The 19706-nt window shown below is 64.1% G+C and carries 17 protein-coding genes and 1 pseudogene; 6 read left to right on the forward strand and 12 right to left on the reverse strand.

Annotated elements, in window-relative coordinates:
- Window positions 1-7 precede the first annotated feature (7 nt).
- Complete coding sequence (locus tag QEN71_RS32795; protein ID WP_201647305.1) at window positions 8-2113, reverse strand: sigma-54-dependent Fis family transcriptional regulator; 2106 nt, start codon at window positions 2111-2113, stop codon at window positions 8-10.
- A gap of 323 nt (window positions 2114-2436) precedes the next feature.
- Here QEN71_RS32795 and QEN71_RS32800 point away from each other — a divergent pair, with 323 nt between their 5' ends.
- Window positions 2437-2916 carry a dihydroneopterin aldolase gene (locus tag QEN71_RS32800; protein WP_201647306.1) on the forward strand — a complete coding sequence of 160 codons (480 nt, stop codon included), beginning with the start codon at window positions 2437-2439 and terminating at the stop codon, window positions 2914-2916.
- Window positions 2917-2951: 35 nt separating this feature from the next.
- Here QEN71_RS32800 and QEN71_RS32805 read toward each other — a convergent pair whose 3' ends face one another.
- From QEN71_RS32805 to QEN71_RS32845, 9 genes and pseudogenes are all read right to left on the reverse strand, one after another.
- Complete coding sequence (locus QEN71_RS32805; protein WP_201647307.1) at window positions 2952-3368, reverse strand: hypothetical protein; 417 nt, start codon at window positions 3366-3368, stop codon at window positions 2952-2954.
- A 139-nt stretch (window positions 3369-3507) separates the two neighbouring features.
- On the reverse strand, window positions 3508-4017 hold the full coding sequence (gene fae, locus QEN71_RS32810; RefSeq protein ID WP_201647308.1) for a formaldehyde-activating enzyme: 510 nt from the start codon (window positions 4015-4017) through the stop codon (window positions 3508-3510).
- 134 nt (window positions 4018-4151) lie between these two features.
- Window positions 4152-5027: a triphosphoribosyl-dephospho-CoA synthase gene (locus tag QEN71_RS32815; protein WP_201647309.1), complete on the reverse strand. Its 876-nt coding sequence runs from the start codon at window positions 5025-5027 to the stop codon at window positions 4152-4154.
- A complete protein-coding gene (locus tag QEN71_RS32820) occupies window positions 5014-5997 on the reverse strand; it encodes an ATP-grasp domain-containing protein (protein ID WP_201647310.1) in 984 nt (327 codons plus the stop codon). The genes QEN71_RS32815 and QEN71_RS32820 overlap by 14 nt, the downstream gene beginning before the upstream one ends.
- Window positions 5994-7097 (reverse strand): methenyltetrahydromethanopterin cyclohydrolase, encoded by a 1104-nt coding sequence (gene mch / locus QEN71_RS32825; RefSeq protein WP_201647311.1) that lies wholly within the window; start codon window positions 7095-7097, stop codon window positions 5994-5996. Before mch ends, QEN71_RS32820 begins: the two co-directional genes overlap by 4 nt.
- The gene (locus tag QEN71_RS32830; RefSeq protein ID WP_377789557.1) at window positions 7072-8295 is read right to left on the reverse strand and encodes an ATP-grasp domain-containing protein; all 1224 of its coding nucleotides are present in this window, start codon (window positions 8293-8295) and stop codon (window positions 7072-7074) included. Before QEN71_RS32830 ends, mch begins: the two co-directional genes overlap by 26 nt.
- 18 nt (window positions 8296-8313) lie before the next feature.
- Window positions 8314-9240, reverse strand: coding sequence for an NAD(P)-dependent methylenetetrahydromethanopterin dehydrogenase (locus QEN71_RS32835; RefSeq protein WP_201647312.1), 927 nt, complete (start codon window positions 9238-9240; stop codon window positions 8314-8316).
- An 87-nt stretch (window positions 9241-9327) separates the two neighbouring features.
- A pseudogene (locus QEN71_RS32840) lies at window positions 9328-10366 on the reverse strand (beta-ribofuranosylaminobenzene 5'-phosphate synthase family protein).
- Window positions 10367-10614: 248 nt separating this feature from the next.
- The gene (locus QEN71_RS32845; RefSeq protein WP_201647313.1) at window positions 10615-11001 is read right to left on the reverse strand and encodes a 4a-hydroxytetrahydrobiopterin dehydratase; all 387 of its coding nucleotides are present in this window, start codon (window positions 10999-11001) and stop codon (window positions 10615-10617) included.
- A gap of 369 nt (window positions 11002-11370) precedes the next feature.
- Between QEN71_RS32845 and QEN71_RS32850 the strand changes: the two genes are divergently transcribed.
- The 5 genes from QEN71_RS32850 to QEN71_RS32870 all read left to right on the forward strand — a co-directional run bounded on the left by QEN71_RS32850 (window position 11371) and on the right by QEN71_RS32870 (window position 16623).
- Window positions 11371-13191 carry a methanol/ethanol family PQQ-dependent dehydrogenase gene (locus tag QEN71_RS32850; RefSeq protein WP_201647314.1) on the forward strand — a complete coding sequence of 607 codons (1821 nt, stop codon included), beginning with the start codon at window positions 11371-11373 and terminating at the stop codon, window positions 13189-13191.
- Window positions 13192-13318: 127 nt separating this feature from the next.
- On the forward strand, window positions 13319-13756 hold the full coding sequence (locus QEN71_RS32855; RefSeq protein ID WP_201647315.1) for a c-type cytochrome: 438 nt from the start codon (window positions 13319-13321) through the stop codon (window positions 13754-13756).
- A 144-nt stretch (window positions 13757-13900) separates the two neighbouring features.
- On the forward strand, window positions 13901-14776 hold the full coding sequence (locus tag QEN71_RS32860; RefSeq protein WP_377789793.1) for a substrate-binding domain-containing protein: 876 nt from the start codon (window positions 13901-13903) through the stop codon (window positions 14774-14776).
- Window positions 14773-15597, forward strand: a complete 825-nt coding sequence (locus QEN71_RS32865) for a hypothetical protein (RefSeq protein WP_201647317.1) — start codon at window positions 14773-14775, stop codon at window positions 15595-15597. Before QEN71_RS32860 ends, QEN71_RS32865 begins: the two co-directional genes overlap by 4 nt.
- A 57-nt stretch (window positions 15598-15654) precedes the next feature.
- Complete coding sequence (locus QEN71_RS32870; protein ID WP_201648065.1) at window positions 15655-16623, forward strand: LysR family transcriptional regulator; 969 nt, start codon at window positions 15655-15657, stop codon at window positions 16621-16623.
- Window positions 16624-17311: 688 nt separating this feature from the next.
- Here QEN71_RS32870 and QEN71_RS32875 read toward each other — a convergent pair.
- Both QEN71_RS32875 and QEN71_RS32880 read right to left on the reverse strand, forming a co-directional pair.
- A complete protein-coding gene (locus QEN71_RS32875; protein ID WP_201647318.1) occupies window positions 17312-17518 on the reverse strand; it encodes a YbdD/YjiX family protein in 207 nt (68 codons plus the stop codon).
- A gap of 14 nt (window positions 17519-17532) precedes the next feature.
- Window positions 17533-19611: a carbon starvation CstA family protein gene (locus tag QEN71_RS32880; RefSeq protein ID WP_201647319.1), complete on the reverse strand. Its 2079-nt coding sequence runs from the start codon at window positions 19609-19611 to the stop codon at window positions 17533-17535.
- Window positions 19612-19706 lie beyond the last annotated feature (95 nt).

The raw sequence follows: 19706 nt of genomic DNA on the forward strand, positions 1-19706 counted from the left end.
GTGCGATTCATGCGCCTGGCTCAACATCGGCCGTCGCCTGTGCGCCGTCGTGCGAAAGCCGGATGTGCAGCCTGTGCATCTTCCGGTACAACGTGTTGCGGCTGATGCCGAGCGTCTTCGCTACGTTGCTCACGTTCCAGCGATGCTCATCGAGCATCGCGAGCACCGTTTCGCGCTCCTTCAACTGAATGGCATTGAGCGCCGACAGATCGGTGTCGTCGTCGAACGGCGGGGCAGCGGGCGGGCGCATGGGTTGCGCGAATTGTCCCGCAGCCGAAGCACGGCTTTGTGTGTCGTTCGCATCGTCGACGATCTCGGCGGGCAAGTGCGCGCAACGGATCTCCGGCCCGTCGCACAGCGCGATCGCCATTTGCAGCACGTGCCGCAATTGCCGGATGTTGCCGGGCCACGCATAGCTGGAAAGCGCCTGGCGTGCCTCTGCACTCAGTTCGGGCGGATCGTCGGATTCGCTTTCGAGGATGTGCTGAACCAGCGGGAGTAAATCAGCGCGCTCGCACAGCGGCGGCAGGTTGATCTCGATGCCGTTCAATCGATAGTAAAGGTCCTCGCGGAACAGGCCGCGCTGCACGAGATCGAGCAGATTGCGGTGGCTCGCGCTGATCAGCTGGAAGTCGACCTTGATCGTGGTTTCCGCGCCGAGCGGCGTGACCTCGTGCTCTTCGAGCACGCGCAGCAGCCGCGCCTGCAAGGCCATCGGCATATCGCCGATTTCATCGAGGAACAGCGTGCCGTTGTTCGCCTGCACGATCTTGCCGCGCCGTCCTTCGCGTTGCGCGCCCGTGAATGCGCCCGCGCGATAGCCGAACAGTTCGCTTTCGATCAGCGTCTCGGGCAGCGACGCGCAATTCACCGCGACGAATGCGCCCGCCGCGTTGGGACTGATGCTGTGCAGCGCATTCGCGAACACTTCCTTGCCGGTGCCCGTCTGGCCTCGCAGGATGATCGGGATCTTGCGCTGGATCACGCGCGCGGCCAACTGGCTTTGCGCGGCCATGCGCGGATCGCCGAATTCCAGATGCGAGAGTTTGTCGAGTCCCGCAGCAGCCGGTTTCGCTTCGCGCGCGTCGCGTGGATTTTTCGCGCGCGGACTGCGATTGATCGACACGTCGCTCCAGGGGCCGCGCGCACTCGGCGCACCCTGGCTCGCACCGCCGAACGACGCTGCATCGCGCGGTGTCTGCGCGATCAGGAAGAAGCGGTTATTGGCGTGCGCACTGTACACAGTGATCGGATGGAACGAGCCGCGGATGCTGCGCGCGATCATGTCTTCGAGCGTCGCGCTGAAGGCTTCTTCGATGCGCTTGCCGCACAGCTGGTCGGGCGAGCGCAGATCGAGCTGGAACAGCGCGCTGCGATTCGCGGCGAGCACGACGCCATCGTCGTCGACGGCCAGCTTGCCCGCGTGCAGCGTGCCGACGAATTCGGGGCGGCTGTGAAAGTGCACCGTGTTCGCGCGCCGGTAGCGCGAATCGATCAACCTGTTCTCGATCATCTGCCGCGACATGCCGACGAGCACGAGCGAATGCTGTTGCAGCATCTTCGAGCGGCTCGTCACGTCGAGCACGCCGACGATCGTCCCGCGCTCGTCGAAGATCGGTGCAGCCGAGCAGGTGAGGGACGTATAACGCGGATAGAAGTGTTCGTGCTGATAGATCGCGAGACATTCGCGCTCGGTCAGGCACGTGCCCATCCCGTTCGTACCCGCTTCGCGCTCGCTCCACACGGCGCCGATGCGCAGGCCGTCGGCGGCGACGGCTTCGCCGAACGGCACCGACGACACCTGATGCACGATCACCCCGTTTGCATCGACGAGAATCACGGCGAGTTCGGGATCGGCGAGCTGCTGATAGAGCGTGGTCATTTCCAGCTTCGAGCAGGCGATCAGATCGTCCGCCGCTTCGCGACGCTGGGTCAGTTCCTGCTGCGTGAGCACGGGCGGCATCACGAAGCGGCCGGGATCCAGTCCGAAATCGACGAGACAACGCGTCCACGATTGCGCGACGGAATGGCTCATCGAGCACGTGGCAGGCTGGTTGTTGACGATGTTCAGTACATCCCGGACGTGCGAATTGATGTCAACGAGCGATGACATTAGGGGCGTCTCCGATGCGTCCGGCTCGGTGCCCGCCATGCCGGCGAGCGGATCGGCCTACGCTGTATCTAAGTGTTTTCCCCGTGTGCTTCCTGTATGCCGCGCGTTCTCTCTCGCGCGCGTGGCAGAACCGCTGATATGTCGTTTGAATCCGTTCCAGAGCACTCAGCAAACACTGTACAACTCGTGTCGCGATACATCAATAAATAGTCGTACGAGTGTTGGTTAGCGCGCGTGCTTTTTGCTTCGCATCAGCGGGCATGAAAAACGAATGCCACTGAACGATGCGCCTGACAGGCGCTGTCTTTACGCGGAGCCCTTACATGGACCGTTTCAACCCGGCAAGCAGCCCCATTCATTTTACTGTCGTGTTGCCGTCGAGTGCGCGGCCCGCGCGCGAACCTGAGGAACGGCCGCGCGACGGCGAAGCGCGCGCCGCGCTCGATATCGTGTACATCGAAGGCTTCGTCGCGCAGACGGTCATCGGCATCGACACCAACGAACTGCACGAACCGCAACCCGTGCAGCTCGATCTCGCGATAGGCGTGCCGTCGCTGCGCGCGTGCAGCACGGATCAGATCGGCGACACGATCAATTACGCGGCGGTGCGCGCCGAGCTGCACACGCTGCTCGCGACGCACAAGGTCCAGTTGCTCGAAGCGCTGGCCGAACAGGTCGCGCAACTGCTGATCGACCGGTTCGGCGCGCATTGGGTGCGCGTGAAGTTGTGCAAGCCCGCCAAGTTCGACGATGTCGCCGCCGTCGGGGTGATCATCGAAAGGCGGTGCGGACGGTTCGACTAGTTACACCTGGCCAGCGGGCACGCGGAGTCAATCGCTCATTTCGAAGCCGAAGGCGAGAGCTTCGCCAGCCCGCACGCCTGATACGCCTCCTGCTGCAACGCGCGATATTTCTTCGTCTGCGCCCGCGCGCGGTCGACGCGGAATTCGTTGCCGCCTTCGCCGCCGAGGGTCGCGTACTTCGCGAACGTCATCTGCTCGACGTAATCGTCATACGGCAGCACGGCTGCGATCTTGTCGATCGTGCACGAGCACTTGTAGACGTTGGCGAAATCGTGACCGTTCTCGTCCATGCAGCCGAGCACGTATTCCACGCGGCCTTGCGTCGGGTAGTCGTAGCCTTTGGCGGGCGGCGCAGCGTCGCTCGTTGCGTCGGCGGCCAGAGCGGAAAGCGGAATCACTGCAGCGCACGCGAACGCCGCGACAGCGAGGCGCGCGCGACAACGTGAAGTCATGTCGATGCCTTTAGCGTAGGTTGTTGCATTCTTCTTCCGGGGAAAAGCGGGAGAAACACGCGCGGCGCGAGGCGCGGCGGACTTCGACGGTCCGCCACGGCTCGCGCGCGCGGCACTGCAAGTCACGCATACATCACGCCTAGTTCGGTGCAAACGGGTGCGCCGCGCTGCCTTTCTTCGACACGACTTCGGCGGCGCTCGGTTCGCCCGCTACCGCGCGCTGGAGTGCTTCGCGTGTCGCCTTGTAGTTGAACTCCTGAATCTTCTTGTCGTCGTCGGCTTCCCAGTGGATGAAGACGCCGACGCAGATGAACAGGTCGTCGGCTTCGTCCTTCGGAATCGTACCGTCTTCGACGCAATCCGCGACGGCGAGCGCCACGGCGTGCTGCGCCGGGCCGAACATCTGCACGGCCTGTTTGGCGCCCTTGATCGTCACCTTGTTGAACATCACGGTATTGGGCTTTGCCATCAGGTTCGGTGCAACGACGGCGAGCAGCGACGTGAAGCCGTCCTTGTTGTTGGTGAGCGCGTGGCAGAAAGCCGATTCGGCGGCAGAGCCACGCGGCCCGATGAGCAGATCGATGTGAGCGACTTCGTTGCCTTCACCGATAAGCGACTCGCCTACCAGGACGCGGTTGATCTTGGCCATGCTGTTCCTCCAGTGAATTGGGTCTGTCGACGTGGGACGAACTCGCGACGCGAGGCGGCCGCCGCGCGTTTTTTGAGGGGGACGCAACGCGTTTCGGTATAACAGGAAGCGTGCCAATCGGCGGGACGGTCGGGTCAGGCCAGGGTATTCACGAGGCTTCGCGGGTCGAGCAGCGCGCCGACGAAGAGCGCAGCGACAGTCAGATCGGCGCTCGTGCCAGGGTTGACGCCTTGCGCCTTCAGTTCGGCATCCCATGCATCGAGTTGCGCGGCGTGCGCTTCAGGGTCCGCGAGGCGCGCCCGCGCGTGACGTTCGCGTGCCTCCCGCGTGACACTTTGCGCCAGCGTCGCGCCATGCTTGCGCAGTATGTGCGAGTCGGGCCACGTGCCGAGGAAGGTGAAGAACACGTCGAGCGTGCGCGCGGCGGGCGTCGTGCCGTCCGATCCGGCGAGCGCGTCGAGGCCCGCGCCGAAGATATCCGCGAAGCCGTTCGCATATTGACGCGCGATGCTGTCGCGCTCAGCGGCCAACCACATCGCCTCGCGAAGGCCGACAGTTGGCGGCGCGTGGACCGATTGCTCGGGCGCGTCGCCTAGTCCGCCTGGATTGGCGAGCGCGATCGCCTGGTACGTGGCGCGGGCGTCTTCGACGTCGAGCGCCGACAGAACCTGTTCGACGGCGGCTTGCCAGTGTGTGGCGTCGAGCGTCGAGATGCGTTCCAGCGCGGCGGCGAGCGGCGCAACCAGCAGGACGATGCCCAGATTCGTGTTGCATCCGGCGATCTGCTGCGTGCGCGTCACGGCGTCCAGAATGCGCGTGCCGACGCGCGCGCCGCGCGCAAACAGCGCGGGCGCGGCGGCCTCGGCGCTGTCGATGAACTGCGCGGCCTGCATGCCGTGCCCCGCGCTCGCGACGCTCACGTTGCCCGGCTTCGCCGTCTCGACGTCCAGCCGGCACGCGAGCAGAAACGCGTCGCGAGCGAGCGCGAGGAGATCGTCAGCGGCCGGCATGAAGCGGCACGACGGGTAGCGGCGGCGTGCCGCTCGCGGCGAGCTTGCGGTCGAGCAGATCGTCGACGAGCGCCGCCGCGATATCGACGGATGTCACCGATTGCAGCCCGCGCCACGCCGCGACACCGTTCACTTCGAGCACGAGCGGCACGCCCGTCTGATCGGGCGTCGACAGATCGGGAATCAGATCGACGCCCGAGTAATCGAGGCCGAGCGCAGCTGTCGCGCGTTCGGCGAGGCTCGCAAGCGTCGGGTCGAGTTCGGCCGGTTCGCAGAGCGCGCCGCGCGCGACGTTGTGAATCCAGCCGCGTTCACCCGTTCGCCGCATCGCAGCAACCGCACGGCCGCCGATCACGAGCACGCGCCAGTCGTAGCTTCGCTGCCGCGTACGCGCACTGCCGACATAGCGCTGCAGATACGCCACCCCGCTATAACTGCGCAACGGCGGCAGCGGCTTCAACGCACCCGTCGCCGTGTTCGCGCCGAGGCGCCGCAAGCCCTTGCCTTGCGAGCCGAACAGCGGCTTCATCACGACCTGGCGCGCGGCAGCCGTCTCACGCATCAGCACGCGCTGCGCAAACGCCGCCGATTCCGTCGCCCACGCAGGCGGCGTCGGCACGCCCGCGCGATGCAGCAGAAAGCTGGTCATCGACTTGTCGACGCTGCGCTCGATCGCGCGTGCGTCGTTGTAGACGGGCACGCCGCATTCGCGCAGCGCGTGCAGGATGCCGAGCCGCAGCGTGACCTGTTCGAACGTGCCGCCCGCGATGCCGCGCACGAACACCGCGTCGGGCAGGTCGCGCGCAAAGCCGGGAATCGCGAGACCGTACGGCGACGACGATGTATCGATGCGGCACGCGGCGAGATCGACGCAGCGCGCCTCGACGCCGCGCGCACGGAATGCCTTTTTCAACCGGCCCGTGTGCCAGCCGGTTTCGTCCGTCATGATCGCGACGCGCAGATCGCTCATGGCGCCCCCGGTCCCGTGACGCCGGGTGTCGTCGATCCGGCGGCTGGCTCGTCGTTCGCGACGAACGTGTCGCCCTGCCAGAGCGCGTGCAGCAACGCCGCATCGAGCCTGCCGCCGCGATACGTCATGCCGCTTTCCAGGCTGCTCGCCCACACTTCGGCGGGCGCGAACAGCGACGGATCGATCTGATAGAAGTCGTAGTTGAACGACGCGAAAATCTCCGCGAACGGCCGCCCGTAGTCGCGCGAATTCGACGACGGCAACTCCGCCGCGAGCCTTCGCGCGACGGCGTCGCTGCGCACGGTCAGATGCACGCGTCCGCCGTAGAGGATCGCGTCGTTGGTGCGGCCCATCGCGGCGAGTCCATCGGGCGCGGGCGGCGGCAGCGGCGCGGTGCCGCTCGCTTCGACGATCTCGCCGAGCGGCACGCCGAGCACATGCGTCTTGTGCAGCGCAACTTCGACCACGCGCGCGACGACCTGCACCGTGCCCGCGACAGACTGTGTCGGCGTGACGATCACCGTCAACCGTTCAGGCGCGAGGCCGCAATCGCCGGCGATTTTTTCGAGCACGACTTGCGGCGGCGCCTGCCCGACTTCCATCACGAGCACGCCCGCATCGTGACGATCGCGATAACCGAGTTCGTCGAACAATGTCTCTTTGCCGGCGAGCGCGCGCGCCGGTCCCGAGCCGAGCGAGAAGAACTTCTTGCCGTTGTTCTGCTCTTTGCTCGCGGACAGGCTCCACCCCGCGTACTGGCTGCCCAGACACGCAAGCACGGGCGAGGCCGTGTGCACGTCGATCATCGTCGGCCAGAGCGGCTCGTGTTCGGCGCTGATGCGCGTCTCGATGCGGCTTAAGCCGCCCATGCAGATGCGCGCGATCGTCACGCCTGCTTCGACACAGCCCGGCGACGCGATGCCCGCATCGACAATCGTCGGCCCGAACGCGTGACGCAACGACGCGATGCGCAGTCGCGCGGCATCCGCCAGCAATTGCGCGACGAGCGGCGCGGCGAGCGCGTTGACGCTGGGCGCGTCGCGGGCGATGGGCGGCGGCGCGTTGCCGTCATGTTCAGCCGTGGGAGTCGACGAGTTCATGGGCAGGTTCGGTGCTGGTTTCGATGCGTTGCGAAAGGCGCTGCGTATGACGTTGCAGTTCGTGCATGAGGGCGGCGCGCGGCGCGCCTGCATTCAACGTCACGAGCACGGTGCAGACGGGCTGGCCCGCTTCGATGCGCGCGCCCGCATTCGGAATGTCGTGGCAGACGGGATCGACGAAGAGCGCGTCGCTGAAACGGCGCGTGACCGTGAATGCTTTCGACGCAAACACGACCTGTTGTGCGGCGCGGCATTGCGGCACGCCGACGTGCGCGGGCGGCAGGCGGTCATGCAGGCAGGCGTCGATATGCAGCGCGAGCAGGCCGCGCGGCCATACGTCGCGCCATGCGCGTTCGTACAAGGCCATCGTCGATGAAGGCCGCGCGTTCACTTCGAGCACGTGGATCGTGTCGCCGTCGAGCAAAAAATCGAGGCTGTTCAGTCCGACGAGATTCGCGCGCGCCGTGATCGAACGTACGGCGCGATCGATCTGTTGCGCGACAGGCGCGGGCAGATCGACGGGACCGAGCGAGCCCGCGTGCAGATACGGCAGCGCGTCGCTCGCGATATGAAGCTGTTCCGCGTAGCCGATCACACGCGCCTCGCGCTGCGCAGCGACGAAGAGCGCGGACATCGGCAGTCCATTGCTGATGCGCTGGAAGTAGCCGCCTTGCGCGCCGGTCTGCACGGCTGGCTGGATGTGCGTGCCGCCGCAGCCATCGGCGGCTTTGTGCAGCCAGCCTTCGGGTATCGCGGGACGCTCGAACGCGACTTCGGGATGCGCTATCCCCAACTCGTCGAGTAATGCAAAGAAGCGAAGCGGATCGCGCACGGCCGCCGTCGCATCGGCATCGTTGCCGATCAGGCGCGGCAGTCTCGGCGTTTCGTGCAGCCAGCCGATATGCGGCTCGATTCCGCTGCCCGTCACATATCCGGTCAGGCGCGGCAATCGCGCGACGCGTTCGAGCGCAGCGTGCAGTTTGTCGCGATCGATCGACAGACCGCTACCGCCCGTATCGAGCCACAGCTTCGCGTAACGGCGCGTGTCGCGGTCGCCGAACAGATCCAGCGCGGCGACCTGATAACCCGCCTGCGCGGCGGACTGCGCGAGCAGGCGCGCCGACAACCCCGCCACAGCGATGAACGGGGCGGAAGTGGACGGGTGCGAGCGGCTGCCGCTTGCGGACATCGCCGGCATGTGACGCCTCGCTGTGCGCTAGCTGCGTTCGGCGACGACGGCGCGCGCTTCGTCGAACGCTTCCGTGAAGCCGAGATACGAGGGCTTGCCGGCCGTGCGCATCCGCGTGAACAGCCGATGCTCGACCTGGTACTTCACGTTGCCGATCGCGAGCGCGCCGATACCGGTCGCGTCGGGACGCACGGCGCCCGCGAGCGGCTTGCCGTCATCCATCACGTTGACGCCCGCGATGCCTTCGGGCGGCACGGCGTTGACGTCGGCGGCGATCAGCAGGCGCGGCGCCTGCGCGAGATCGGCGGCGCTCATCACCTGAACGCCGGCCGCCACTGTCGCGAAGACGATATCGGCGTGTGCGAGCGCGGCATGCAGCGTTTGCGACGTACCCGTGCCGACGCCGGACGTCTTGATGCCGAAGCGTTCGTCGACATCGTGGCTCGCGCGCTCGGCGCGCGCCGGGTCGGAATGGCTCGCGATCGTCACATGCGCGCCGAGCGTCGCGGCAATCGCCGCCGTCACGCGTCCCACCGCGCCCGTGCCGCCGAGTATGAGCACATGCTTGTCCTTCAGTTCTTCGCCGTACTGCGCCTTGAGATGATGCTCGACCAGCGCGACGAGCGCCCCAGATGTCGTGTAGGCGCCGCTCGGATCGGCGAATACGGAGACTTCGAACGGCGGCACCATCGCTTCGCGCGCGCGGTCGAGCATGTCGGCGGCGAGCATCACGTCGCGTCCGCCGATGAAAATGCCCGTGCGCGACACGCCTTTCGGGCCGCGCGAAAAAATCGCGTCCTGAGTGAGCTGCACGACGTTGCGCACGTCGACGTCGCAGTAAGGCACGAGAATCTGATAGCCGGCGTCGGCGGCCATGTTGACGTCGAAGGGGCTCATCTGCGGCGTCGGGGTGAACATGTGCAGGATGTAGGGCCTTTCAGTGGTTTGGGACATGGCTCGGCTCTTTCGTAGTCAATATGGGGCGGGCGCGAGGGGCTGGCGCGGGGATGCGGTACGTCGGCGGATAGGCGGGCATCCGGCTCATTGCGCGTCGTGGCCGAAGCGCGGTTGCTGGACGGCGTAATAGCGCGCGCCGCAATTGCGGCCGCGCGTCACGGAACAGACGATGCCGGGGAATGCGCGCGTCGCGGCGCGGGCTGCTGCGAGGGCGTCGTCGGCATGGCGAGAGCTTTGCACGAACGCGAAGCCCGTCGGGCCCCACGAGCTTTGTCCGACGCCTGCCGTCTGGTTCGTCGCGATCGCCTGCATCGCGGCCGCGACGGCGGGGCTCGAATAGACGCCGCCCTGCACGGGCGCGAAGTATTCGCCGATCGACTGCTGGATCGTGCTGACGCCCGCGGCGAACGCGTCGAAGTCGCCTTGCGCCATGCCGGGCAGTACGCGCATCAGCAACTGATGGCAAACGTCGGCGGCGAGCGTTTGGGGAAACGGCGGCAATGCGGCCAGGCCGCGCTTCTCTTCGTCGCCGTGCAGACCTTCGCGCGTGGTGTCGTCGATCAGCACGATGCGCCAGTCGTCGGGAAACGGCTGGCGCGCGAGCATCGGCGGCAGTGTGGCGGTGATTTTCGACGCGGCGCCCCGACCGCCGTCGACGATCAGCCCGCCATGATCGAAACCGAGCACGCCGATACCCGAACGCGCGCCGCGTCCGAGCCGTTGCGCGAGTTCCGCCGTCGTCGCCGCGATGCCGACGAGCCGCGCGTACGCAGTGCCGACCGCGAGCGCGAGTTGCGTGCCCGAACCGATCCCGCAATGCGCGCGCTGCCTGTTCGACTTCGATCGAGACGGGCGGTCCGCCATACGCGTCGTGCAGCAGATCGAGATAACGTTCGATGCGCTCCTGTTGCGCGTCGCTGGTGGCGCCGTCGACCTGCGCGTCGTCGGCGGGGCGCGCGGTGACGCGCGTGCCGCATCCTTCGATGACGATGCCGATACTGCCGAACGCGCGTCCGAGCGATCCGCCGGGATCGAGAAAACCCATGTGCAGCCGGCCGGGCGCTTCGACGGTGATCGCCGAGATGGCAGGCAGTGTCGACGTGCGTTCGGATGACATCGGCATGCGATAGCTTCCTTGTCGAATCGTGTAGGCGTGAGCGCGGCCAGGCGACGTGGCAGGTCAACTGGCGCGGCGGCGTCATTCGACGTCAGGCAAGAGCCGTACCACGCACAGCGCGACGCGGCGCGCGCGGCATCGCGTGTGAGATGCGGCACAGCGCGAGCCGCTGCCGCGACGGGATGTCACTCAGTGGCATCAAGCAGCGGCATCAAGCAGCAGCATCAAGCAGCAGCATGTCGCGAACGCTGAAGTCAGCTTTTCGGCGCGTCGTACTTGATATAGCGGAAGCGCTGATCGTCGGCGGGCGTGCCTTCGAGCGGGCCGCCTTCCTTGCCCGGCTGCCACTGGATCACTTCCTCGATCTTGCGCGCGAGCGCGAAGTCCTTGTCGGTGATGCCCTTCGCCGTATGCGTCTTCAGCTTCACGACGACGAACGCGTACGAGACGGTCAGATCCGGGTGATGCCACGCGGCTTCCGCCAGATGGCCGACGGTGTTCACCACCATCAGCGTGCCTTTCCAGCTTTCCGTGCGGTACTTGCGCCGCAGCCAGCCGTCTTCGAGATACCAGTACTGCAACGGACCTTCGAGTTTCTTCTGGACTTCCTCGTCGGAATACACCTGTTCGCTTTGCGTCATGACGAACCTCCGCTCGTGTCGTTAGAGGGGAATCGCATAGCACGCCGTGCGTCGCTATGCGCCTTGCAAACCGGGCGCTGCCGCGCGCTCCGCTGCGCCTGCCGTGCGCCGTCCTGCGAATTGCGTATCTGACACAGTATGTCCCGCCGCACGTCGCGAAGCGCAACACGTTGACGCCGGAAGGCCGTCTGGCAGCACGCGCACGCGACCGGCATGGAATATGCGATCCGCCGTCATACGCATGGGCCGGACAATGGATCCGGCGCAGCAAAGGCGTTACCTGCATCCAGAGGCGCGGCTGGAGCGACCCGGTAGCGTGTCATCGGTAACTGGACGGTTTCAACCAGTATCACCCATTCTGGAGGAGACATGAACGTACGCACCCTGGTTCTTGGACTGGCGGTGTTGGTTGCGACGGCGCTGAACTCGTTCCTGGCATATGCCGATCCGCAACTGGACTCGCTGATCAAGAACCCATCGAACTGGGCGGCGCAGGCAGGTGACTATGCAAATCACCGGTACAGCCCGCTCAAGCAGGTCAACGAAAGCAATGTCGGCAAATTGCAGGTCGCCTGGACGATGTCGACGGGCGTGCTGCGCGGTCACGAAGGCTCGCCTCTCGTGATCGGCGACACGATGTATATCCACTCGCCGTTCCCCAACAAGGTCATCGCGATCAACCTCAAGGATCAGACCTTCATCTGGCAATACGAGCCGAAGCAGGACGCGTCGGTGATCTCCGTGATGTGCTGCGATACCGTCAACCGCGGTCTCGCGTACGGCGACGGCAAGATCTTCCTGCAGCAGGCCGACACCAAGCTCGTCGCGCTCAACGCGAAGACGGGCGAAGTGGTGTGGACCGCGCAGAACGGCGATCCGAAGGCGGGCGAAACCAACACCAACGCGCCGCACGTATTCGGCGACAAGGTGCTGACGGGTATCTCCGGCGGCGAGTTCGGCGTGCGCGGCCGTCTGATCGCGTACGACATCAAGACGGGCAAGGAAGCATGGAAGGCGTACAGCACCGGGCCCGACAACGAGATGCTGCTCGACCCGCAGCAGACGATGACCTGGGCAGACGGCAAGATGCAGCCCGTCGGCGCGGATTCGTCGATCAAGAGCTGGAAGGGCGATCAGTGGAAGCTCGGCGGCGGCACCACATGGGGCTGGTACGCGTGGGATCCAAAGCTGAATCTCGTCTACTACGGCACGGGCAATCCGGGCACGTGGAATCCGACGCAGCGCCCCGGCGACAACAAGTGGTCGATGTCGATCTTCGCTCGCGACCTGAATACGGGCAAGGCGAAGTGGGTCTATCAGATGACGCCTCACGACGAGTGGGACTATGACGGCGTCAACGAAATGATCCTCGCGGACATTCAGATGAACGGCAAGAAGACGCCTGCGATCGTGCACTTCGACCGCAACGGCTTCGGCTATACGCTCAATCGCGAGACAGGCGAACTGCTGGTTGCACAGAAGTACGACCCGGCCGTGAACTGGGCGGACAGCGTCGATCTGAAGAGCGGCCTGCCGATCCGCAATGCATCGTACTCGACGCAGAAAGCCGGTCCGGACCACAACGTGAAGGGCATCTGCCCGGCCGCGTTGGGTTCGAAAGACCAGCAGCCTGCCTCGTTCGATCCTGGCTCGAACCTGTTCCTCGTGCCGACCAATCACGTCTGCATGGACTACGAGCCGTTCGATGTCGATTACGTGTCTGGCCAGCCGTATGTCGGCGCGACGCTGTCGATGTATCCGGGGCCGAACGAGAAGGGCGCGATGGGCAACTTCATCGCGTGGGATGCGGCGAAAGGCAAGATCGTCTGGTCGAAGCCGGAACGCTTCTCGGTATGGTCGGGTGCGCTGGCGACGGCAGGCGGCATCGTCTTCTACGGCACGCTGGAAGGCTACATCAAGGCCGTGCGCATCAAGGACGGCAAGGAACTGTGGAAGTTCAAGACGCCGTCGGGAATTATCGGCAACGTGTTCACGTATGAGTATCAGGGCAAGCAGTTCATCGGCGTGTATTCGGGCATCGGCGGCTGGGCGGGCATCGGCATGGCAGCCGGCCTGCAGAAGTCGACGGAAGGCCTCGGCGCCGTGGGCGGCTATCGCGAGCTGGCGAAGTACACGGCTCTCGGCGGCACGCTGTTCATCTTCGCCATTCCGGGCGGAACGAACGGCTGATTACGTGAGTTCACAGTAGTTTCGCAGCAGCAGTGACGTAGCCGAAGACGCCCGTACGCGGTCTTCGGCTCCGCCCGATACGAATGACAAGCAGCTTCAATCGAAATGATATTAGGGAGACGAACGCATGAAAGTCCGCGTTGTGCTGTCGCTTGCAGGTGCGTTACTGGCGTTGAGCGCTTTACCTGTTGTCATGACCAATAGCTGGGGGCAGTCGTCGGATGCGCCTCAGGTTCAGAAGGTCGCCTATAAGGTTGTCGACGGTAACAAGGTCGACAACGATACATTGCAGGGATGGAAAACCTGGCGCGCGCTGGCGTGTGAACGCTGCCACGGCGCGAAGCAGGAAGGACTCGTGGGACCGTCGCTGATCGACGCGTTCAAGACGCTCGACAAGAACGAATTCCATCGCACGGTATTCGGCGGACGTGTCGACAAGGGCATGCCCGATTTCAGTTCGAGCCAGATGATGCAGAAGAACTGGGAAAACCTGTTCGCATACCTGAAAGGCCGCTCCGACGGCTCGATCAAACCGGGCGATCTGCAGGCGATCGATGCCAAATGAGCCAACTGACGTCACGCGAAGCTGCGTGACGCGCTTGCAAGCCTGCACCTGCATGCTTCCGATCGCGCGCCACGCCGCATGACGCAAAACCCGGAGACCTCCATGTCCGTTTGCAGAACTTCCGTCGTCCATGCCGTCTGTGCGATGCTGACGCTGTGCTGTGTCTGCATCGGTGTTCCCGCAGCCCGCGCGCAGCAGGGTGCGCCCGCGCCGAATCTGCCGAACAACGATGGCGCGGACAAGGTGCTGCGCGTGTGCGCCGACCCGAACAACATGCCGTTGTCGAACGACAAGGGCGAAGGCTTCGAGAACAAGATCGCGGCCGCGATGGCCAAAGACTTCGGCTACAAGCTCGAATACACGTACTTTCCGCAGCGCATGGGTTTCGTGCGGCACACGTTGCGCGACAAGGTGGACAACAGCGATCAGTTCAAATGCGATCTGATCATCGGCGTGCCGCATGGTTACGACATGACGTCGACGACGCGGCCGTGGCTGCATTCCACGTATGCGATGGTCTTCAACAAGCGCCCCGAGTTCGCGAGCATCAATGCGCCCGCCGATCTGCTGAAGCTGCCGCCGGATCAATTGAAGAAACTCAAGCTCGGCATCTTCACGCAGACGCCTGCTGTCGACTGGCTGCTGTCGAACAATCTGATCGACCAGGCCGTGTCGTATCGCGCGCAGAGCGGCGATCCGAACGCGTTTCCTGGCGAGATGATCCAGCACGATCTGGCGCAGGGTAATGTCGATGTCGTGTTCGTCTGGGGGCCGATTGCCGGTTACTTCGCGAAGCAGGCGAGCGATCGCGTGAAGCTCGTGCCGTTCCCGCCGCAGCAGGGCATCCGTTTCGACTATGAAATCTCGATGGGCGTGCGTTACGGCGAGAAAGCGTGGCACGACAAGATCGATCAGTGGATCGCCACGCATCAGGACAACATCAACCAGATCCTGACCAGCTACGAAGTACCGCTGCTGCCGCTGGCGAGCGCGCCTGTCGCATCGGATGCGCCGAAATGACGGGCGCCTGTGCAGCAAGCGCACGCGTTGGCGCGCGTGCGTTTGCATCGCGCGGCGTTGCTGCGCTGGCCGCGCTCGCGGTGTCGATGACATTGCCGCAAGCCGCGCATTCCGCCGATGCCGCGAGCGGCCCTGCCGCTGCAAGCGGCGCGAGCGGAGCGGAAACGCCGATCGCGCCCGCCGAAAAACTGCTGTTTCTCACGCCGCATCTGCATGGCGTCGCGTCGCAGACGGAGCTGGACTATTCGCTCGTCGTATCGGCGCCGCCTGACAAACAGACTGATCGCATCCGCGTGCTCGTCGCCAGCGCCGATAACGCGAAAAGCGACGCCACGGTCAGCGATGCCAGCGGCAAGGTGCCGTTGCCTGAAAACCTGCCGTGCAATCCCGTGATTCTGTATTTTCTCGAGCGCGACATCGCCGGGATGGAGCAGGCGACGGGCGGCCAGCGGCGCTATTTTCAGCAGCGTGTGCGGCTTGCGCTGGCCGCGAGCCCGGCCATCACGGACACGACGGTGCAGGTGGACGGCAAGACTGTGAAGGCGCGCAAGATCGTGATTCAGCCGTATCTGCACGATCCGAACGCGCAACGCTTTCCGAAGTTCACGAGCAAGCGCTATACGTTCGTGCTCGCCGATGGCGTGCCGGGCGGCGTGTCGCTATTGCGCACCGATGTGCCCGGCGACAACGAGGACTTCGCGCATCCGTTGAAGACGGAGATGTTGAGTTACGAAGGCTCGTTGCGCAAGCTGTCGCCGCCTGCAAACGGCACGAAGTCGCCCTCGACGAAGCCCGATAACGCGCCGCGCGCGAGCCGCTGAAACTGCCGCCGATGTTCTGTCGCTGTTCGCTATTCGCTATGCGCGTGGGAACGCATGATGAACCTGATCCGCTCGCTGACGCTCAGGCAATTGCAGATCTTCGTGATTGCAAGCCGTTTGCCGAGCTTCGCGCGCGCGGCGGAAGAACTGCATCTGACGCAACCCGCCGTGTCGATGCAGATTCGCCAGCTGGAAGAGGCGATCGGCATGCCGCTGTTCGAGCGGATCGCGCGACGTCTCACGCTGACGGAAGCGGGCGAACGTCTGTCGCATCACGCCAGCCGCATACTCGGCGAGATCAAGGATGCCGAGGACACGATGACATCGCTCGCGCAGGCGGACAGCGGGTCGATCACGGTGAGCATCGTGAGTTCGGCGACTTACTTTGCGCCGAAGCTGCTTGCGCTGTATTCGAAGCAGTATCCGAAGGTGGATGTGCATTTTTCCGTGGGCAATCGCGAGACGTTGCTGCGGCTGTTGCAGGACAACGCGACGGATCTCGCGATCATGGGCAGGCCGCCGCCCGAACTCGGCACGACGGCCGAGCCGCTTGCTTATCACCCGCATGTGATCATTGCGCCGGTTTCGCATCCTTTGCGCGATGCGAGGCGGTTCGATTTGCAGGAGCTTGCGGGGGATACGTTTTTATTGCGCGAGCCTGGGTCGGGGACGCGGGCTGTGACCGAGCATACGTTTCGGCAGCATCTTTTCACGCCTTCCCGGTGTGTGACGCTTGGCAGCAATGAGACTATCAAGCAGGCTGTGATGGCAGGGATGGGTGTGAGCCTTATTTCATTGCATACGCTTGGGCTTGAATTGCGGACCGGCGAGATCGCATTGCTCGATGTGAACGGGACGCCCGTTGAGCGGACCTGGCAGATCGTGCATCTCGCCTCTAAACAGCTGTCGCCGACTTGTGTTGTGTTTCGCAGGTTTTTGCTTGAGAGGGCTGAGGCTTTTCTTGAGGAAGAGTTTGCTGAGCTGGTGGCGCCGCTTTCCGCGCGGCGGGTGCGGGGTGTGGGGTAGTGGCGTAGGGGGGCTTTTGTCTGCGACGCTAGTCGCCATTCTGGGTTTTTGGTTTTTGTCTTTTTGTTGGCATCCGCGATTTCGTATCCGTACTTCACGCGTCGCCCCTGTGCGGGGCGGCACCTACTTTTCTTTGCAGCGGCAAAGAAAAGTAGGCAAAAGAAAGCCGCTTCAAACCTCCGGTGCCCGCCAGGATAACGCCACAGCACACGTTCTTTGAGCCGTCGCGCTGCGACGCCAACACTCCGTAGAAAGCCCGCAGTCAACCGCGCCCGGCGCGAAAGATGATATCCACCTGGAGCACATTCGGTCAGCGCGCTTTTTTTGCATTTGCCGTCGGTCTGAATGCGGCGGTATGTGTTCCAGACTGTGTGGGGTTTTCGCGCCGTGCGCGCCTGACTGCGGGCTATCTACAGAGTGCGGACGTCGCTGCGCGACAGCTCGACTGCGGCATGCCGCGGCGCTGCCCTGGCAGGCACCGGAGGTTCAAAAGCGGCTTTCTTTTGCCTACTTTTCTTTGCCGCTGCAAAGAAAAGTAGGTGCCGCCCCGCACAGGGGCGACGTTTGAAGCACGGATGCGAAATCGCGGATGCCAGCGCAGCAAAAAACCAAAAAACAAAAAAACAAAAAAACCAGAATGAGCGACTGGCGTCGCAGACAAAACAAAACAAAACAAAACAACTACACCTCAACAACACTTCCCAGCGCCGCCGGCATACCTCGCATTCTGCCGCTCACGAAAAAACTCTTCATAACTCATGACAGGGCGACCAGGATGAGTCGCACCCATATGAGCGACATAGGTCTCATAGTCGGGCAAGCCGACCATCAACCGCATGGCCTGCCCGAGGTATCGCCCGGCGTTGCGCACATCATCGCGAAGTCCTGAGAACATAACGCGCCCCCGGATCACTGCGCGCCGCCAGCGCGCTGACCGCCAGGCAACACCTCAAACGGCGTCTCCAGCACAGTAGGCAGATCCGCGCGCCGAGCGCGCAAAACAGCAAGCACGCCATACACAACCACACTGACTACGACAAAGATAAAAAGCCCAGCCAGCGCCGCATCGACGTAGTCATTAAACATGATCCGACGCATCTGCTCGATCGACTTGGCGGGCGCAACAACCTTACCCGCATCAGCAGCAGCACCGAGCTTCGCAGCATGCGCCAGAAATCCCACCTTCGGATTCGCGTCGAAAATCTTCTGCCAGCCCGCCGTCATCGTGCAGATCAGCAGCCAGACCGTCGGCACCAGCGTCACCCACGCAAAGCGCTCGCGCTTCATCTTGAACAGCACCACCGTGCCGAGCACCAGCGCAATACCCGCGAGCATCTGGTTTGAGATGCCGAACAGCGGCCACAGCGTATTGATACCGCCCAACGGATCGACCACGCCCTGATACAGGAAGTAACCCCACGCTGCCACGCACAGCGCCGTTGCGATCAGATTCGCAGGCAGCGATTCCGTGCGCTTCAATGCCGGATGGAACGTGCCGAGCAGATCCTGCAGCATGAAGCGTCCGGCGCGCGTACCCGCATCGACGGCCGTCAGGATGAACAGCGCTTCGAACAGAATCGCGAAGTGATACCAGAACGCCATCATCGCCTGGCCGCCGATCACCTGATGAAGAATCTGCGCCATGCCCACGGCGAGCGTCGGTGCGCCGCCAGCACGCGCCACGATCGTCGTTTCGCCGACAGCCTTCGCGGTCTGCGTCAACATCTCCGGCGTGAGCATGAAGCCCCATTGCGACACGGTCTGCGCGACTGCATCCGGCGTCGTGCCGAGCACGGCGGCGGGCGCGTTCATCGCGAAGTAGACGCCCGGCTCGATCACGGCGGCCGCAACCAGCGCCATGATCGCGACGAACGATTCCATCAGCATCGCGCCATAACCGATGAAGCGCGCGTTGCGTTCGTTGTCGAGCAGCTTCGGCGTCGTGCCCGACGAAATCAGCGCGTGGAAGCCCGACACCGCCCCGCAAGCGATCGTGATGAACAGGAACGGGAACATATTGCCCGACCACACGGGGCCCGTGCCGTCGACGAACTTCGTCAGCGCGGGCATCTTCAGTTCCGGCGCGACGACGAGAATGCCGATCGCGAGGCCGAGGATCGTGCCGATCTTCAGGAACGTCGACAGATAATCGCGCGGCGCAAGCAGCAGCCACACAGGCAGCACCGACGCAACGAAGCCATAGCCGATCAGAATCCACGTGAGCTGCGTGCCGCTGAACGTGAACCACGTGGCGAGTGCAGCGGAATCATGCACGCTCTGGCCGAACGCGATCGACGCCATCAGCAGCACGAAGCCGATGATCGACACTTCGCCGATGCGCCCCGGACGGATGTAGCGCGTATAGACGCCCATGAAGAGCGCAATGGGAATCGTCGCGGCGACGGTGAACGTACCCCACGGCGAATTCGTCAGCGCCTTCACGACGATCAGCGCGAGCACGGCAAGGATGATCACCATGATCAGGAACGCGCCGAACAGCGCGATCACGCCGGGCACGGTGCCGAGTTCCATCTTGACGAGATCGCCGAGCGAACGGCCGTCGCGGCGCGTCGAGATGAACAGCACGATGAAGTCCTGCACGGCGCCCGCGAATACGACGCCCGCGAGGATCCACAGCATGCCGGGCACGTAGCCCATCTGCGCGGCGAGCACCGGGCCGACCAGCGGACCCGCGCCCGCGATCGCTGCAAAGTGATGGCCGAACAGCACGTACTTGTTGGTCGGCACGTAGTCGAGGCCGTCGTTGTGACGCACGGCAGGCGTCATGCGCTGACCGTCCAGTTGCAGCACATGATTCGCGATGAAACGGCTGTAGAAGCGGTACGCGATCAGATAGACGCACACAGCGGCGATCACGACCCAGAGGGCACTGACCTTTTCGCCATGCGCGAGCGCGATGGTGCCGAATGCAAACGCGCCTAGCAGCGCGACCGCGATCCAGACCAGAAACGAGGAAGCCCGGTTCATGGGTGTCTCCTGTGTATTTGTATAAACGCCCGTCAGCGCCCGCTGGCGAGACCGATTGCGGCGCGCGTTGCGCATGCCGCGCATGGTCGAAGATG

This window comes from Paraburkholderia sabiae (assembly GCF_030412785.1).
In the GTDB taxonomy this organism is placed as follows: domain Bacteria; phylum Pseudomonadota; class Gammaproteobacteria; order Burkholderiales; family Burkholderiaceae; genus Paraburkholderia; species Paraburkholderia sabiae.

Bases quoted from the DNA above. Each gene is read 5' to 3' on its own strand.
- QEN71_RS32865 (WP_201647317.1), top strand. From the start codon at position 14,773: ATGACGGGCGCCTGTGCAGCAAGCGCACGCGTTGGCGCGCGTGCGTTT.
- mch (WP_201647311.1), bottom strand. From the start codon at position 7,097: ATGAACTCGTCGACTCCCACGGCTGAACATGACGGCAACGCGCCGCCG.
- QEN71_RS32800 (WP_201647306.1), top strand. From the start codon at position 2,437: ATGGACCGTTTCAACCCGGCAAGCAGCCCCATTCATTTTACTGTCGTG.
- QEN71_RS32880 (WP_201647319.1), bottom strand. From the start codon at position 19,611: ATGAACCGGGCTTCCTCGTTTCTGGTCTGGATCGCGGTCGCGCTGCTA.
- QEN71_RS32855 (WP_201647315.1), top strand. From the start codon at position 13,319: ATGAAAGTCCGCGTTGTGCTGTCGCTTGCAGGTGCGTTACTGGCGTTG.
- QEN71_RS32820 (WP_201647310.1), bottom strand. From the start codon at position 5,997: ATGAGCGATCTGCGCGTCGCGATCATGACGGACGAAACCGGCTGGCAC.
- QEN71_RS32795 (WP_201647305.1), bottom strand. From the start codon at position 2,113: ATGTCATCGCTCGTTGACATCAATTCGCACGTCCGGGATGTACTGAAC.
- QEN71_RS32835 (WP_201647312.1), bottom strand. From the start codon at position 9,240: ATGTCCCAAACCACTGAAAGGCCCTACATCCTGCACATGTTCACCCCG.
- fae (WP_201647308.1), bottom strand. From the start codon at position 4,017: ATGGCCAAGATCAACCGCGTCCTGGTAGGCGAGTCGCTTATCGGTGAA.
- QEN71_RS32845 (WP_201647313.1), bottom strand. From the start codon at position 11,001: ATGACGCAAAGCGAACAGGTGTATTCCGACGAGGAAGTCCAGAAGAAA.
- QEN71_RS32815 (WP_201647309.1), bottom strand. From the start codon at position 5,027: ATGCCGGCCGCTGACGATCTCCTCGCGCTCGCTCGCGACGCGTTTCTG.
- QEN71_RS32875 (WP_201647318.1), bottom strand. From the start codon at position 17,518: ATGTTCTCAGGACTTCGCGATGATGTGCGCAACGCCGGGCGATACCTC.
- QEN71_RS32860 (WP_377789793.1), top strand. From the start codon at position 13,901: ATGCTGACGCTGTGCTGTGTCTGCATCGGTGTTCCCGCAGCCCGCGCG.
- QEN71_RS32805 (WP_201647307.1), bottom strand. From the start codon at position 3,368: ATGACTTCACGTTGTCGCGCGCGCCTCGCTGTCGCGGCGTTCGCGTGC.
- QEN71_RS32830 (WP_377789557.1), bottom strand. From the start codon at position 8,295: ATGCCGGCGATGTCCGCAAGCGGCAGCCGCTCGCACCCGTCCACTTCC.
- QEN71_RS32870 (WP_201648065.1), top strand. From the start codon at position 15,655: ATGAACCTGATCCGCTCGCTGACGCTCAGGCAATTGCAGATCTTCGTG.
- QEN71_RS32850 (WP_201647314.1), top strand. From the start codon at position 11,371: ATGAACGTACGCACCCTGGTTCTTGGACTGGCGGTGTTGGTTGCGACG.